Origin of the sequence: Chromohalobacter sarecensis, from assembly GCF_023061135.1 — a bacterium.
In the GTDB taxonomy this organism is placed as follows: domain Bacteria; phylum Pseudomonadota; class Gammaproteobacteria; order Pseudomonadales; family Halomonadaceae; genus Chromohalobacter; species Chromohalobacter sarecensis.
The window spans coordinates 447,181-462,114 of sequence record NZ_JAKGAN010000001.1; the positions used below are offsets into that span (position 1 = coordinate 447,181).

14 protein-coding genes and 3 tRNA genes are annotated in these 14,934 nt (G+C 59.5%); 14 read left to right on the plus strand and 3 right to left on the minus strand.

Going from position 1 to position 14,934, the window contains the following annotated elements; all coding sequences use genetic code 11:
- Positions 1-33: 33 nt before the first annotated feature.
- The 5 genes from L1071_RS02040 to L1071_RS02060 all read left to right on the plus strand — a co-directional run bounded on the left by L1071_RS02040 (position 34) and on the right by L1071_RS02060 (position 6,207).
- The gene (locus L1071_RS02040; RefSeq protein ID WP_246968077.1) at positions 34-1,956 is read left to right on the plus strand and encodes a PrkA family serine protein kinase; all 1,923 of its coding nucleotides are present in this window, start codon (positions 34-36) and stop codon (positions 1,954-1,956) included.
- A gap of 53 nt (positions 1,957-2,009) precedes the next feature.
- Positions 2,010-3,290 carry a YeaH/YhbH family protein gene (locus tag L1071_RS02045; protein WP_246968079.1) on the plus strand — a complete coding sequence of 427 codons (1,281 nt, stop codon included), beginning with the start codon at positions 2,010-2,012 and terminating at the stop codon, positions 3,288-3,290.
- Between the two features lie 22 nt (positions 3,291-3,312).
- Positions 3,313-4,869 carry a SpoVR family protein gene (locus L1071_RS02050; protein ID WP_246968081.1) on the plus strand — a complete coding sequence of 519 codons (1,557 nt, stop codon included), beginning with the start codon at positions 3,313-3,315 and terminating at the stop codon, positions 4,867-4,869.
- Between the two features lie 138 nt (positions 4,870-5,007).
- The gene (locus tag L1071_RS02055; RefSeq protein WP_246968083.1) at positions 5,008-5,283 is read left to right on the plus strand and encodes an Lrp/AsnC family transcriptional regulator; all 276 of its coding nucleotides are present in this window, start codon (positions 5,008-5,010) and stop codon (positions 5,281-5,283) included.
- A gap of 72 nt (positions 5,284-5,355) precedes the next feature.
- Positions 5,356-6,207, plus strand: coding sequence for a DNA/RNA non-specific endonuclease (locus tag L1071_RS02060; protein ID WP_246968085.1), 852 nt, complete (start codon positions 5,356-5,358; stop codon positions 6,205-6,207).
- A 58-nt stretch (positions 6,208-6,265) separates the two neighbouring features.
- Here L1071_RS02060 and L1071_RS02065 read toward each other — a convergent pair.
- From L1071_RS02065 to L1071_RS02075, 3 genes are all read right to left on the minus strand, one after another.
- A tRNA-Leu gene (locus tag L1071_RS02065) sits at positions 6,266-6,352 on the minus strand.
- Between the two features lie 28 nt (positions 6,353-6,380).
- Positions 6,381-6,467: transfer RNA gene (locus tag L1071_RS02070), tRNA-Leu, on the minus strand.
- Positions 6,468-6,498: 31 nt separating this feature from the next.
- A tRNA-Leu gene (locus tag L1071_RS02075) sits at positions 6,499-6,585 on the minus strand.
- A 203-nt stretch (positions 6,586-6,788) separates the two neighbouring features.
- Here L1071_RS02075 and rnr point away from each other — a divergent pair.
- From rnr to L1071_RS02120, 9 genes are all read left to right on the plus strand, one after another.
- Positions 6,789-9,203: a ribonuclease R gene (rnr, locus tag L1071_RS02080; RefSeq protein WP_246968087.1), complete on the plus strand. Its 2,415-nt coding sequence runs from the start codon at positions 6,789-6,791 to the stop codon at positions 9,201-9,203.
- 31 nt (positions 9,204-9,234) lie between these two features.
- Positions 9,235-10,020, plus strand: coding sequence for a 23S rRNA (guanosine(2251)-2'-O)-methyltransferase RlmB (gene rlmB, locus L1071_RS02085; protein WP_246968089.1), 786 nt, complete (start codon positions 9,235-9,237; stop codon positions 10,018-10,020).
- Between the two features lie 187 nt (positions 10,021-10,207).
- The gene (rpsF, locus tag L1071_RS02090; protein ID WP_097022761.1) at positions 10,208-10,630 is read left to right on the plus strand and encodes a 30S ribosomal protein S6; all 423 of its coding nucleotides are present in this window, start codon (positions 10,208-10,210) and stop codon (positions 10,628-10,630) included.
- Positions 10,631-10,653: 23 nt separating this feature from the next.
- Positions 10,654-10,881 carry a 30S ribosomal protein S18 gene (gene rpsR / locus L1071_RS02095; protein ID WP_040244525.1) on the plus strand — a complete coding sequence of 76 codons (228 nt, stop codon included), beginning with the start codon at positions 10,654-10,656 and terminating at the stop codon, positions 10,879-10,881.
- Positions 10,882-10,899: 18 nt separating this feature from the next.
- Entirely contained in the window at positions 10,900-11,751 is an 852-nt protein-coding gene (locus L1071_RS02100) for a hypothetical protein (RefSeq protein WP_246968091.1), read from the plus strand.
- A 15-nt stretch (positions 11,752-11,766) separates the two neighbouring features.
- On the plus strand, positions 11,767-12,213 hold the full coding sequence (gene rplI / locus L1071_RS02105; RefSeq protein WP_246968092.1) for a 50S ribosomal protein L9: 447 nt from the start codon (positions 11,767-11,769) through the stop codon (positions 12,211-12,213).
- Between the two features lie 202 nt (positions 12,214-12,415).
- Positions 12,416-13,804 carry a replicative DNA helicase gene (gene dnaB / locus L1071_RS02110; protein ID WP_246968093.1) on the plus strand — a complete coding sequence of 463 codons (1,389 nt, stop codon included), beginning with the start codon at positions 12,416-12,418 and terminating at the stop codon, positions 13,802-13,804.
- Positions 13,805-13,870: 66 nt separating this feature from the next.
- On the plus strand, positions 13,871-14,170 hold the full coding sequence (locus L1071_RS02115) for a hypothetical protein (protein WP_246968094.1): 300 nt from the start codon (positions 13,871-13,873) through the stop codon (positions 14,168-14,170).
- Between the two features lie 351 nt (positions 14,171-14,521).
- The gene (locus tag L1071_RS02120; protein ID WP_246968095.1) at positions 14,522-14,824 is read left to right on the plus strand and encodes a DUF6482 family protein; all 303 of its coding nucleotides are present in this window, start codon (positions 14,522-14,524) and stop codon (positions 14,822-14,824) included.
- Positions 14,825-14,934 lie beyond the last annotated feature (110 nt).

Consider the following 14,934-nt stretch of genomic DNA (forward strand, 5'->3'; position numbering starts at 1 on the left):
TGAGCGGCCCCGGGTCGTGAAAGGAGGCGTTTGATGAGTATCTTCGATCATGTTCAGAACCGTTACGAGCGCGTTCAGCAAGAGGAGATGAGTCTTCAGGAGTATCTGGAACTCTGCCGCCGGGAGCCAAGTGTCTATGCGAGCGCGTCTGAGCGCATGCTCGAGGCGATCGGCGAGCCGGAGGTCATTGACACCGCCAAGGACTCGCGGCTGTCACGTATCTTCAGTAACAAGGTCATCCGTCGTTATCCGACGTTTTCCGAATTTTATGGCATGGAAGAGGCCATCGAGCAGATTGTGGCGTATTTCCGGCATGCCGCGCAGGGGCTGGAAGAGAAGAAGCAGATTCTGTATCTACTCGGGCCGGTAGGTGGCGGTAAATCCTCGCTGGCCGAACGGCTCAAGCTGTTGATGGAACATGTGCCGTTCTACGCCATCAAGGGTTCGCCGGTCTTCGAGTCGCCGCTGGGACTGTTCTCGCCGGAAGAAGACGGCGAATTGCTGGAGAAGGAATACGGCATCGCGCCGCGCCATCTGAGTGCGGTGATGTCGCCTTGGGCCGCCAAACGCTTGCAGGAATACGGCGGCGACATCTCGCAGTTTCGTGTCGTGCGGCTCTATCCGTCGCGCCTCAATCAGATCGCCGTCTCCAAGACCGAGCCCGGTGACGAGAACAATCAGGATATTTCCTCGCTGGTGGGCAAGGTCGACATTCGCCAGCTTGAGCTCTATTCCCAGGACGATCCGGATGCCTACAGCTTCTCCGGTGGCCTGTGCAAGGCCAACCAGGGGCTGATGGAATTCGTCGAGATGTTCAAGGCGCCGATCAAGGTGTTGCATCCGTTGCTGACGGCGACGCAGGAGGGTAATTACAACCCCACCGAGGGCATGGGGGCGATTCCCTTCGACGGTATCGTCCTGGCGCATTCCAACGAGAGCGAGTGGCAGACGTTTCGCAATAACCGCAACAACGAAGCCTTCCTGGATCGCGTCTATATCGTCAAGGTTCCGTATTGCCTGCGCGTGAGCGAGGAAATCCACATCTACAAGAAGTTGCTCGAGCATTCATCGCTGAATGCCGCGCCCTGTGCGCCGGATACACTGCGCATGCTGGCGCAGTTCTCGGTGCTATCGCGCCTCAAGGAACCCGAGAATTCGAGCATCTATTCCAAGATGCGGGTCTATGACGGCGAAAACCTCAAGGATACCGACCCCAAGGCCAAGTCGCTTCAGGAGTACCGCGATGCGGCCGGCGTCGACGAGGGCATGGAGGGCCTGTCGACGCGTTTCGCCTTCAAGATCCTTTCCAAGGTCTTCAACTTCGATACCCACGAAGTCGCCGCCAATCCGGTGCACTTGCTGTATGTGCTGGAGCAGCGTCTCGAGCAGGAGCAACTGCCCAAGGAAACCTTCGAACGCTACCTGCGGTTCATCAAGGAGTACCTGGCGCCGCGTTACGTTGACTTCATCGGCAAGGAAATTCAGACCGCCTATCTCGAGTCGTACAGCGAGTATGGGCAGAATATCTTCGATCGTTACGTCATCTATGCCGACTTCTGGATTCAGGATCAGGAGTATCGCGATCCCGAGACCGGCGAGTTGTTCAATCGCCAGGCGCTCAACGAAGAGCTGGAGAAGATCGAGAAGCCTGCAGGCATTTCCAACCCCAAGGATTTCCGCCACGAAGTAGTCAACTTCGTGTTGCGCGCACGTGCCCAGAACAACGGCATGAATCCCAGCTGGCAGTCCTACGAGAAGCTCAAGGGTGTGATCGAACAGAAGATGTTTGCCAACACCGAGGAGCTGTTGCCAGTCATCTCCTTCAACGCCAAGGCCTCGACCTCGGATCAGAAGAAACATGAGGACTTCGTGGCGCGCATGGTCGACAGGGGATATACCGAGAAGCAGGTACGCCTGCTGTCGGAGTGGTATTTGCGGGTTCGCAAGTCGCATTAGCCTGAGCTACGAGCTCGAGTCTATCGACAAATATTGGCGACGAGGTGAGCGGCATGACCTACTTCATTGATCGACGCGCCAATGCCAAGCACAAGAGTGCCGTGAACCGGCAGCGCTTCCTGCAGCGCTACCGCGGCCATATCAAGCGCTCGGTGGAAGAGGCGGTCAACCGGCGCTCGATCACCGACATGGAGCGCGGCGAGAAGGTTTCGATCCCCACCAAGGACATTTCCGAGCCGGTGTTTCAGCACGGCCCCGGCGGCTCACGAACCATCGTCAGCCCCGGCAACAAGGAATTTGTCGAGGGGGATCGGTTGCGGCGTCCGGGGGGTAACGGTGAGGGCGGCACAGGCGAGGGCGGTGCGTCCAATCAAGGCGAGGGCATGGACGAATTCGCGTTTTCCCTGAGCCGCGAGGAATTCCTCGATTTCGTCTTCGATGGTCTGGCACTACCGCATCTGGAACGCAAGCAATTGCGGGATCTCGACGAGGTGCGACCGGTGCGTGCCGGGGTGACCCGCGATGGCGTGCCATCGCGAATCAACATCGTGCGCTCGATGCGCGAGGCGCAGGCGCGGCGTATCGGCATGCGGGCCCCTATCAAGCGTGCCCTGCGCGAAGCCCAGGAAGCGCTTCAAGAGGAGGAGGACAAGGACCCGGTGCTACGCAATCCGACGCGCATTCACCAGCTCAAGGCCGAGATCGAGCGTCTCGAGAAGCGCCTGGAAGCGGTGCCGTTCATCGATACCTACGACCTGCGCTACAACAATCTCGTCGACCAGCCGCAGCCCTCCAACAAGGCGGTGATGTTCTGCGTCATGGATGTCTCCGGCTCCATGACTCAGGGCCACAAGGATATCGCCAAGCGTTTCTTCCTGCTGCTGTATCTCTTTCTGGAGCGCAACTACGAGAAGGTCGAGCTGGTGTTTATCCGTCACCATACCGCAGCCAAGGAAGTCGACGAGGAAGAGTTTTTCTACTCCCGGGAAACCGGGGGGACCATCGTTTCCAGCGCGTTGACCCTCGTCGACGAGATCATCACCCAACGTTATTCGCCCGCGCAGTGGAATCTTTACGTCGCCCAGGCCTCCGACGGCGATAATTGGGACGACGACTCGACGACCTGCCGTGACCTGCTCATGTCGTCGCTGATGGCCAAGCTGCAGTACTACACCTATGTGGAAATCACGCCGCATTCGCATCAGGCGCTGTGGGAGGAATACGAGCGCGTGCAGGCGCGCCACTCCGAGCGCTTCGCCATGCAGCAGATCGTCGAGCCAGGTGACATCTATCCGGTCTTCCGCAAGCTGTTCCGCAAGCGTATAGCGCAATGAGGCGCCGCGCCGAGGAGGTGACATGAGTACCGCATCGACCCCCATCGCGACCGGCTCGGATTGGAATTTCGAGATTCTGACGGCCTATGAGCGTGAGATCGCCAGGTTCGCCAAGGAATACCGCCTGGATATTTACCCCAACCAGATCGAGATCATTACCTCCGAGCAGATGATGGATGCCTACGCCAGCGTGGGCATGCCGGTGGGCTATCATCACTGGTCCTTCGGCAAGCAGTTCCTGTCTGTCGAGCAGGCCTATCGGCGCGGTCAGATGGGTCTGGCCTACGAGTTGGTCATCAACTCCGATCCCTGTATCGCCTATCTCATGGAAGAGAACACCTTGATGATGCAGATACTGGTCATGGCGCATGCCTGCTACGGCCACAACTCGTTCTTCAAGGGCAATTACCTGTTTCGCACCTGGACCGACGCCTCGGCGATCGTCGATTACCTGGTATTCGCGCGCAAGTACATCGCCGAATGCGAACAGCGCCACGGCGTCACCGCGGTGGAGCAGCTCCTGGATGCTTGTCATGCGCTGCAGAACTATGGGGTCGATCGCTACAAGCGCCCCTCGCCGATCTCCTCGGAGGAAGAGGCGCGCCGCCAGCAGGAACGTGAAACCTATCTCCAGGCGCAGGTGAACGCCCTGTGGCGCACGATTCCGGGGAAAGCGCCACGTGAGTCGGAGGTATTCGCGGAGAACATCGACGATCCGCTGGGGCTCCACCAGTACGGGCGTTATCCCCCCGAGCCGCAGGAAAATCTGTTGTATTTTCTGGAGAAGAACGCGCCGCTTCTCGAGTCGTGGCAACGGGAAATCGTGCGCATCGTGCGTAAGCTGGCGCAGTATTTTTATCCCCAGCGCCAGACTCAGGTGATGAACGAGGGATGGGCGACATTCTGGCACTATACGCTGATGAATCGGCTCTACGATGAGGGGCTGATCGACGAAGGCACGATCCTCGAGTTTCTGCATTCGCATACCGCCGTCGTGCAGCAGCCGGGATTCGATAGTCCACATTTCAACGGTATCAATCCCTATGCTCTGGGGTTTGCGATGTTTGCGGACATTCGCCGGATCTGCGAGACACCCAGCGAGGAAGATCGCGAGTGGTTCCCGGAGATCGCCGGCAGCGATTGGCTGGAGACGGTGCATTTCGCGATGCGTAACTTCAAGGACGAGTCGTTCATTCAGCAGTTCCTGTCGCCCAGGGTGATTCGCGATCTCAAGCTGTTCAGCCTTGTCGATGACGACCGCGATGAGATGCTCACCATCAGTGCCATTCACGATGAGCGTGGCTACCGGCGCGTGCGTGAGGCGCTGTCTACGCAATATGCCTTGTCGCTGCGCGAGCCGAACATCCAGGTCTGGGAGGCCGATATTCGCGGCGATCGTTCGCTGACCCTGCGCCATGTCCAGGATGCACGCCGGCCATTGGGCAAGACCCTGTATCCGGTATTGCGCCACCTGCATCAATTGTGGGGATTTGCGGTCAAGCTGGAATCGGTGGAGGACGACGAGGTCGTGCGCCGCTATCAGTGGCCGCTCCCCGGTGACGCGCGAGAAAGCGGCTGAAACGCGTCGCTAGCCGCAGCGCGCAAGGCTGATATACTGCTTGCGCGCCGTCGGCGAAGTGCCGTGCCGGTGCGTCTTGAGCGTGCCGGCCGCAGGCTGGCGCGACGCCCCGAGTGCAGTAGGCAGTAGGAGAGTGTCATGCAAAGCGCGGTGATTCTGATCGACGTGGAAAAGGGCCAGATCAATGCGGTCGCCCAACGGTTGGCTGAGCTGGAAGGCATCAGCGAGGTATTTTCCACCTGTGGCCGTTATGACCTGGTCGCCATCGCCCGCACGCGCGACTTCGAGTCGTTGGCGCAGCTCGTGACCGAGCGCCTGATGCAGGTCAAGGGCATTCGTGAGACGGAGACGCTCAACGCCATGCAGGTGCACTCGCGCCACGACCTTGAGACGATGTTCTCGTTAGGTTGGTAGCGGCGCCCTCATCGCCCCGTATAATTACCCTCTTCACGTTTCGTTTTCGCAGGACAAGGACACGTCGCCGGCATGATCGCCGTTATTTCTTATCAGTGTCGGCGCTTGGTGCGTGGCGTGGGCATTTCTCTGATTTTCGCCGTCGTGGGGTCCGGCCTGTGGTATTGGCAGGAGCGCGAGGTTCGCGACCGGCTTAGCTGGATGGGCGTGCCCGAGTGGCAAACCACCAGTTGGCAGGGATTCAACCGGGTGCTGCGCAGTGATGCCTTCCTGGTGGGGTGGTCGGATATTCGGGTCAGCCCTTTATGGGTCAGTTATGCGCTTCATGAAACGCCTGATGCGCCGATCGGTGATCGTCCGTATGGCTTTGCGCGGGACTGGCGCTCGTTGTGGCCGGTCATCTCGGATCAATACACGCACAGCGGCTACGACCGCGGCCACTTGGCCCCCAACTATGCCATTGCACGCGTACATGGGCGTGCGGCGCAGCTCGATACCTTTCAGATGACTAATATCACGCCGCAGCGCCCTGATTTGAATCGACGCGTGTGGCAACGTCTCGAAGAGGTCGTGATGGACGATTTCCTGCCGCGCTTCGAGCAACTCCGAGTGGTTACCGGTCCGGTCTTCAATGAGCGCTTCATGCATCGAGTGGGCTTCACTCAAGTGCCATCGGCGTTTTACAAGATCATCGTCGTGCCTGGTGAGCACCCGCGGGCGCTGGCGTTTCTGATTCCGCAGACGGTGAGTGGCGACGAGCCGCTCGATCGTTTTCTGGTCAGTATCGACGAGCTCGAAGCGAGAACGCGGCTCGATTTCTTTCCGCGTTTGCCGGAAGACGTCGAAACGTCCCTGGAAGCGAATATCGAGACAAAGGGGTGGGCATTGCAGCGTGTCGCACAGCGACCCGGGCGTTACCAATAGAATAATGGAAGTTTTACAAAGAAGGGGGCTTCGAAACGTCGTAAAACAGCATGCACGCTGGTGCCCAGGAGAGGACTTGAACCTCCACGTCCATACGGACACTAGCACCTGAAGCTAGCGCGTCTACCAATTCCGCCACCTGGGCGTGTCATGCACTTTACGGATATTTCTGATGGTGCCCGGAAGAGGACTTGAACCTCCACGTCCATACGGACACTAGCACCTGAAGCTAGCGCGTCTACCAATTCCGCCATCCGGGCGTTGCGCTGCATCGATCTGGCGGAAGATCGATGGTGCCCAGGAGAGGACTTGAACCTCCACGTCCATACGGACACTAGCACCTGAAGCTAGCGCGTCTACCAATTCCGCCACCTGGGCAAGGCGCGATGTATAATACCCATTTTGAACGTGAATGCAAGCTACCTCGCCATGCTTCATATCTTGTTTCATGAAAGGCAGGTGATCGCCATGGTTGGGTCGACTGGCTGTGCCCGCTATACTGGCGGCATGATTGAATTTCATAACAACGCCATCGGCGCACGACATTTACTTGCCATCTCGCCTGTAAGGAAGTCATTACCATGAACCATTGGAAACTCAGTGACGATCCGCATGCGGAACGTGAAGCGAGTAAATACGATAACCCGGTCCCCAGCCGCGAATACCTGTTCGCGCGGCTGGAAGAGTACGGTAAGCCCATCACACCCGAAGATCTCGGCAGCATGCTGGCGGTGGACGACGAAGAGCGCCTGGAAGGCGTGCGTCGGCGACTTGCCGCGATGGAGCGTGAAGGTCAGATACTACGCAATCGGCGCGGGGCCTTCGCTCTGATCGATAAGCTCGATCTCATCAAAGGGAAGGTTCAGGGCCACCGTGACGGGATGGGATTCTTGATCCGCGAAGACGGCAAGAAGCCCGACCTGGTGGTGCCGCCGCGTCAAATGCGGCGTGTCTTCGACGGCGACCAGGTGCTGGTGCGTGTCAGCGGCCGCGATCGGCGCGGCCGCGATGAAGCGACCATCGTCGAGGTCCTTGCTCGCAACACGCAGTCGCTGGTGGGTATCTACCGCCAGAATACCGCCGAATTCGGCGTGCTGATCCCCGAGAAAACGCGCATCGCCCAGGAAGTCATCATCCCGCATAGCGCCAGCGGAGGGGCGCGTGACGGACAGATCGTCTCGGCCCGTATCACCCAGCAGCCGGCGACGCGTGTACAGCCGGTGGGCGAGGTGACGGAAGTGCTCGGCGAACGCATGGATCCAGGGATGGAAATCGATATCGCCATCCGTAGTTACGAGATCCCCGCCGAGTTTCCGCCCGAAGTGCATGCGCAGATCGCCGATATGTCCACCTCCGTGGACGACGCCGACAAGGCGCATCGCATCGACTTGCGTGATGTGCCGCTGGTGACCATCGACGACGAGTCCGCCAAGGACTTCGACGATGCCGTCTGTGCCTGGAAGACCAAGTCCGGTAGCTGGAAGCTGCTGGTAGCGATCGCCGACGTGTCGCACTATGTGCGTCCGGGCAGTGCCCTGGACCAAGAGGCGATCACGCGCGGCACCTCGGTCTACTTCCCCGGTCAGGTCGTGCCGATGTTGCCGGAATTGCTCTCGAACGGGTTGTGCTCGCTCAATCCCGAGGTCGACCGCCTGGCGCTGGTCTGCGAGATGAACATTTCACCGAATGGGGCGATCAGCCGCTATCGTTTCTACGAGGCGGTCTTCCAGTCCCATGCGCGCCTGACTTACAACAAGGTCGCCGGGATCCTCGATGACGAAGGCCCCGAAGGCGATGCATTGCGCGAGCAGTATCGCAACCTCGTGCCGTCGCTCAAGAATCTCAAGAGTCTCTACACCATCTTGAGGGAAGCCCGCGAAGCACGTGGCGCGATCGATTTCGAGACCACCGAGACGGCCATCGTCTTCAACGACGCGCGCAAGATCGAGAAGATCGTACCGCGCTCGCGCAACGACGCGCACAAGATCATCGAGGAGTGCATGCTGGCCGCCAACGTGGCGACGGCGCGCTTCCTCGACAAGCATGACTTGCCGGCGCTGTATCGCATTCACGAGAAGCCCTCGCCGGAACGCCTGGACAAGTTGCGTCTGTTCCTCAACGAGTTGGGGCTTTCCCTGGGCGGGGGCGACGATCCCACGCCGCAGGACTACCGTGATCTTGCCGAGACGATCAAGGGGCGCCCCGACGCTGACGTCATCCAGACGGTCATGCTGCGTTCGATGAGTCGCGCGGTCTATTCGCCGCAGAACGACGGTCACTTCGGTCTGGCGTATCCCGCCTATGCGCACTTCACTTCGCCGATTCGGCGTTATCCGGACTTGCTCGTGCACCGCGCCATTCGTTCGGTGATTCGCGGGCCACGACAGACCAATACGGTGCTGCGTGCCGAAGGCGCGCCGGTAGAGCCGCCCAGCAAATGGGCACCGTACAGCTTCGAGCAAATGCTCGAGCTGGGTGAGCACTGTTCGATGGCCGAGCGGCGTGCCGACGATGCCACGCGTGACGTGGAGGACTGGCTAAAGTGCGAGTTCATGTCGGACAAGCTCGGTGAGATCTTCGAGGGCACCATCGCCTCGGTGACGCAGTTTGGTGTTTTCGTGCGTCTCGACGACGTCTATGTCGAAGGGCTGGTCCACGTGACCTCGCTGCCGTCCGATTATTACCACTACGAGGCCGAGAAACACCGTCTCAAGGGCGAGCGGAGCGGCATGTCCTATCGGCTGGGCGATGGCGTTACCGTGCAGGTGGCGCGCGTCGACCTGGATGATCGCAAGATCGACTTCGAGCTGGCCGACGAGAAGCCGCGTCCGCAGAACCCGGCCCGGCGCAAGAAATCCGCTAACGATGGCGCATCGGCACGTGGTAAGCAGGGCGCAGGGCAAGCCGGCAACGCGACGAAGAAGGAGCGTGACGGCAACAAGCCGCGTCGGCGTTCGCGAGGCGGTAAGGGCGGCGGCAAAGGTGATAAGCGTTGAATAAGCGCCATGGAACGGGCAGTGGAGCATCATGAAAGCTAAACCTTCGCGGACGCGTGTCGCGACACCCGACGGCTTGGACGCCGTGTATGGCGTGCACGCCGTGCAGGCATTGTTCGAGCGAGGCCAGCCGCCACGCGAGCTGTGGTTACAGGAAGGGCGTGCCGAGGCACGCCTGGAAAGTCTTCAGGAGAGCGCCCGTCAGGCTGGCATCAAGTGCGTCGGCGTCGCCCGCGAAACGCTCGATGGCGTTGCAAAAGGCGCCGTGCATCAAGGCGTGATTGCCTTTGCGCCACCGCTGCAGGCCGAGAGCGAGGAAGCGCTTTGGTTTCGCCTCGGCGCCTGGCAGCAGCCGTCTCCGCCGTTGCTGTTGATCCTCGATGGCGTGACCGATCCGCATAACTTCGGTGCCTGCCTGCGCAGCGCCGACGCGGCAGGTGCGCACGGCGTCATCGTGCCCAAGGATAAGGCCGCTCCCCTCAATGCGACGGTGCGCAAGGTGGCCTGCGGCGCTGCCGATATCATGCCTGTCTATCAGGTCACCAACTTGTCGCGGGCGATGGAGCGTCTCAAGACGCATGGGGTATGGATCGTCGGTACGGCGGGCGAGTCGGCGCAGAACCTGTACGAGATCGACTTGATGGGGCCCGTGGCCATTGTCATGGGCGCCGAAGGCAAGGGCATGCGCCGGCTGACGCGCGAGGGCTGCGATCTACTCGCCAAACTGCCCATGGCGGGGAGTGTCTCGAGCCTCAATGTCTCGGTTGCCACGGGCGTATGTCTGTTCGAAGCCGTGCGTCAACGCCATGCCACTTGATGCCCGGTCGGGCGAGACAAGTTGCAAGCACGCGGGGTGATCACTACAATTGGTCGGCTTTCCGGGCATCGTTTCGCGCGTCCGGAAACATAGAGACTTTCTCTCCTTGCTTCTCGCGGCCCTGTACTTGACTTTGTACTTGTAAATGCCGGGCCTCGTGGAAGCTGTCAAACCGTAAGGAGCTATCATGCGTCATTACGAAATCGTGTTCATGGTCCACCCGGATCAGAGCGAGCAGGTGCCGGCCATGGTCGAGCGCTATACCGGGCTCGTTACCGAAAACGGCGGCACTGTGCATCGCCTGGAAGATTGGGGGCGTCGTCACCTGGCCTACCCGATCAACAAGATCCACAAGGCTCACTATGTACTGATGAACATCGAGTGCAGCGGCGAGACTCTCGACGAAATCGAGAATATCTTCCGCTTCAACGATGCCATCATCCGTAGCTTGGTGGTGCGTTGCAAAGAGGCGGTCACCGAAGCGTCTCCGATGATGAAGCCGGCCGAAGAAAAGCCGCGTCGTCGTGAAGAGAAAAGCGAGCGTCCAAACGCTGAGCGTTCCGAAACGAACGCTGATGCCGACGCCGATGCTGAAGCTGAAGCCAACTGATTCGTACCTCTGGAGGATAAACCATGGCACGCTTTTTCCGTCGCCGTAAGTTTTGCCGCTTCACCGCCGAAGGCGTGAAGTACATCGATTACAAGGACCTTGATACCCTCAAGTCCTATATCACTGAAACCGGTAAGATCGTCCCCAGCCGCATTACCGGTACCAAGGCTCGTTATCAGCGTCAGCTGTCCACGGCCATCAAGCGCGCTCGTTATCTGGCGCTGCTGCCTTATACCGACAGCCACCAGTAAAACAAGGCGACTGGCGCGATGCAGGCACTGGCCCGTTGGGTGATGCGCGGTACGCCGCAGGCGGCGATGGTCGCGTTAATTGCGGCGTTGATTCCCTGGTTGTTCTGGCTGAGTGCCGCCGTCGCCGCGCTGGTGACGCTACGCCGCGGCCTGGGCCCTGGCCTTCCCGTCTTGATTGCCGCCGCGCTGCCCGCCGGCTGGTGGTGGGTGCAGGGCGATGCCGTTCCGCTTGCCAGCGTTTTGCTGGTGACGCTGATGGCGACCATACTGCGCGCTCGGATGCGTTGGGGTGAGACCCTGATTGCCGGCACGCTGGTGTGTGTGGTGCTGGTGCAGTCCGGCATTTTCCTGCCTCCGGGCGGGGCGGGGCCGCTGCTCGAACAGGTACGCCAGAATTCGGCGGATGTCGACGCCATGCTCACCGAGTTGAGTGCTCAGGGTGTCTCCAGCGAACAGTTGGCGGGCATGTTGATCGGCGGCGTGACAGGGCTAGTGGTCCTGCTTGCGGCAGTCGCTTGTTTGGCACTAGCGCGTAGCTGGCAAGCCGGGTTGTATAACCCCGGTGGCTTTCGCGACGAGTTCCATGCGCTGCGCTTGAACACCAAGGAGCTTTTGCTGCTGGTGGGCGTTGGTGTATTGGGCGTGCTGGTATCCATGCCGATGGCGACGATGCTGGCGTGGATACCCCTGCTCGTGGCAGGCATCGCGCTGGTGCATGGTTGGATTGGATTGAAGGGGATGAGCGGGTTCTGGTTGGTTGGCTTTTATGCATTGCTGCTGACGACTTGGCCCACGATTCTGGTTGTGCTGTTGCTGGCCGTTGTCGATACTTTCGCGGATTTCCGCACACGCTTGGCCGGCGACCACTGATGAGAGGTTAACGAGATGGACGTCATTCTGCTCGATAAGATTGGCAAGCTGGGCAACTTGGGTGACCAAGTCGCCGTCAAGGCCGGTTATGGCCGCAATTATTTGGTGCCCTATGGCCTCGCCGTGCCGGCCACCAAGGAAAACGTTGCCGCTTTTGAAGCGCAACGTGCCGAGCTCGAAGCGCAAGCCATAGAGCGTAAGTCAGAAGCCGAAGCGCGCGCTGAACAACTGGCTGACATCGAGCTGTCGTTGGTCGCCAAGGCCGGTGATGAAGGCAAGCTGTTTGGTTCCATCGGCCCGCGCGATCTGGCCGATGCACTGACGCAAGCGGGTCTTGATGTGCTCAAGAGCGAAGTGCGCATGCCGGAAGGTCCGATTCGCCGGACCGGTGAGTATGACATTACGCTGCAACTGCACGCGGAAGTCACCACCAGCGTTCGTATCGTGATCGTGGCCGAGTAAGCGATCACCGCCAGGCGATATGCCGGCATGGGGCGCGAAGGGTAACCTTCGCGCCCTTTTTGTGCCATGGGCCAAGATCCTGGGATACGTGATGCAGGTTCCATGAGATGCAACAGCATGGTCATCACGGCATCATAGAGGTGGCCGACACGGTTAACGTGTACTTCGCCGACCTTCGATATCGACCGGTCAGGAAACGAGCATGAGCGAATACGTCGAGCACGATCAGGAAACTGCGGCTCTCAAGGTGCCGCCGCACTCGCTGGAAGCTGAGCAATCAGTGCTCGGCGGGCTGATGCTGGACAACAGTGCCTGGGATACGGTATCCGAGCGCCTGACCGCCAACGATTTTTATCGCTACGAACATCGTCTGACCTTCAATGCGATGGCGCAGCTCGCCGAAGCAGGGCATCCGCTCGATGTGGTCACGCTCTCGGAAGCGCTGGAAAACCGCGATCAGTTGGAAGGTGTGGGCGGGCTGGCGTACTTGGCCGAACTGGCGCGCAACACGCCATCGGCGAGTAACATTCGCGCGTACACCGATATCGTGCGCGAGCGTGCGACCTTGCGTAAGTTGATCCAGGCGGCCAATCAGATCGCCGAGGGTGCCTTTGCGCCGCAGGGCCGGCCCTCCGATGAGTTGGTCAACGAGGCCGAGCGCCTGGTGTTTCAGATCAGCGAGGATCGTCCCAAGACGGGGGGGGCGATCGGCATGAGTGACCTGCTCAGCAAGGCCGTCGATCGTATCGATGAGCTTTTCAACATGCAGGGCGAGATGACGGGGCTTTCCTCTGGCTTCCGGGACCTGGACGAGATGACGTCGGGGCTGCAACCGTCAGATCTGGTGATCATCGCCGGACGTCCTTCCATGGGTAAGACGACGTTCGCCATGAACTTGGTCGAGCATGCAGTCATCTCCAGTGACAAGCCGGTCATGGTATTTTCCATGGAGATGCCCGCCGAAGGTTTGATGCTGCGCATGCTCTCTTCGTTGGGGCGTATCGATCAGACGCGTGTGCGGACCGGGCAGCTGGAAGACGAGGACTGGCCGCGCTTGACCTCGGCGGTCAATCTGCTCAAGGACAAGCAACTCTTCATCGACGATACCGCCGGGCTTTCGCCCAACGAGATGCGCTCACGCACACGGCGTCTGGCGCGCGAGCACGGCAACATCGGCATGATCATGATCGACTATCTGCAGCTCATGCAGATCCCGGGCTTCTCCGAAAACCGTACCGGCGAAATTTCCGAAATTTCGCGCTCGCTCAAGTCATTGGCCAAGGAGTTCAACTGCCCGGTCGTCGCGCTGTCGCAGCTCAACCGCTCGCTCGAGCAGCGGCCCAATAAGCGTCCGGTGATGTCGGATCTTCGCGAATCGGGGGCCATCGAGCAGGATGCCGATGTCATCGCCTTCGTCTATCGTGATGAAGTCTATAATCCCGATAACCCCGACAACCATGGCTTGGCTGAATTGATTATCGGCAAGCAGCGTAACGGTCCGATCGGGACCGTTCACATGGCCTTTATCGGCAAGTACACACGCTTTGAGGATCTCGCCCCCGACAGCTACGGTCAGCATATGGGCGAGTGATGATGGCAAGGCAAACATGCCGGTGTTGCCTTATAATGCCGGCTCGCAAGTGAACAGGAGGGGGAGATGGCGAGCGGATTTCAACGTGGCAAGAAACGTATCCCCAAGCTCGAGGGGCGAGGCCAACTGGAAAGCGTCGAGCGTGAAGGGCCGTTCAAGGAGTGGTTGGGGATGCCCGATCTCTACCGTTATTCCCTGATCGTCGATGGTGAAACCTACAGCTATCAGACCGAGGATGCCGAACTGCCCGTCGCGATCGGCGACCGAGTGGTGTTTCGCTACAAGGAAACTCGCGCGGGCAACTGGGTCGATCGTAACTCGCTCGGGGTGGCGATCGATCCATCCACGTACCAGCGCGATTCTTGATACATCGCGATGGGTGCTATACAGGGGCCGGTACGCCGGCCCCTAGCGAGCAATGGGCAACGGGTCGGCGTACGTCTCGCTGCTTGAGCGTTCATATTCCTTCTTTCCTTCTTATGCCCCCACCCTGCGCGCAGGTGATGGAACTTCTTGTGCGGCGACGCGTCTCAATTAGTGTACTTTTCCTCTTTTCGATCAAGGTTTAGGCGAATCGTATACCCTTCGCCGAGACGTTTACCGTTATCTTCGCCATACTCATTGCAACATTTCTGTCATCTCGACAAGGCAAGCTGTACGTGCGCCGTGGTAGGTGGCCAATGTCTTATCGAACTTTATTTTCTCAAGGAGAATGCTATGGAAATCAAGGAACTAAAAAACTTCGTGGATGCGGAGCATGACTTCGAGATTCGCGTCATCAGCCACGCGGGCAGTCGCCTGTATCGCGTCGAGATGGAGGATATCGAAGGCCAACGCTACCCGCTGATGCGGCGTGGCAAACCGATGTTGTTTCGTGCCTTGGACGATGTCTATGCCGAGCTCAAGCGTGCAGGGATCCATCGTGCCTATCTCGTACAGTGGGTTGCCCATGATGAAGTGATCGGCCGAGACACACACTATCAGTCCCCGCTGACGTCGCGCATGCCGTTGGTGTTTTGACATACCGCGCATGACTTATTCGACGTGCGTTCTGCGCTCCACTCACCCACTGCAATGCTGAATTTATAGCCCGGCTGGCAGCCGGGGCCTGGGTGCGTAGGCACCGGGCA

Coding starts and splice junctions, on each gene's coding strand:
- L1071_RS02040 (WP_246968077.1), top strand. CDS start 34: ATGAGTATCTTCGATCATGTTCAGAACCGTTACGAGCGCGTTCAGCAA.
- L1071_RS02045 (WP_246968079.1), top strand. CDS start 2,010: ATGACCTACTTCATTGATCGACGCGCCAATGCCAAGCACAAGAGTGCC.
- L1071_RS02050 (WP_246968081.1), top strand. CDS start 3,313: ATGAGTACCGCATCGACCCCCATCGCGACCGGCTCGGATTGGAATTTC.
- L1071_RS02055 (WP_246968083.1), top strand. CDS start 5,008: ATGCAAAGCGCGGTGATTCTGATCGACGTGGAAAAGGGCCAGATCAAT.
- L1071_RS02060 (WP_246968085.1), top strand. CDS start 5,356: ATGATCGCCGTTATTTCTTATCAGTGTCGGCGCTTGGTGCGTGGCGTG.
- rnr (WP_246968087.1), top strand. CDS start 6,789: ATGAACCATTGGAAACTCAGTGACGATCCGCATGCGGAACGTGAAGCG.
- rlmB (WP_246968089.1), top strand. CDS start 9,235: ATGAAAGCTAAACCTTCGCGGACGCGTGTCGCGACACCCGACGGCTTG.
- rpsF (WP_097022761.1), top strand. CDS start 10,208: ATGCGTCATTACGAAATCGTGTTCATGGTCCACCCGGATCAGAGCGAG.
- rpsR (WP_040244525.1), top strand. CDS start 10,654: ATGGCACGCTTTTTCCGTCGCCGTAAGTTTTGCCGCTTCACCGCCGAA.
- L1071_RS02100 (WP_246968091.1), top strand. CDS start 10,900: ATGCAGGCACTGGCCCGTTGGGTGATGCGCGGTACGCCGCAGGCGGCG.
- rplI (WP_246968092.1), top strand. CDS start 11,767: ATGGACGTCATTCTGCTCGATAAGATTGGCAAGCTGGGCAACTTGGGT.
- dnaB (WP_246968093.1), top strand. CDS start 12,416: ATGAGCGAATACGTCGAGCACGATCAGGAAACTGCGGCTCTCAAGGTG.
- L1071_RS02115 (WP_246968094.1), top strand. CDS start 13,871: ATGGCGAGCGGATTTCAACGTGGCAAGAAACGTATCCCCAAGCTCGAG.
- L1071_RS02120 (WP_246968095.1), top strand. CDS start 14,522: ATGGAAATCAAGGAACTAAAAAACTTCGTGGATGCGGAGCATGACTTC.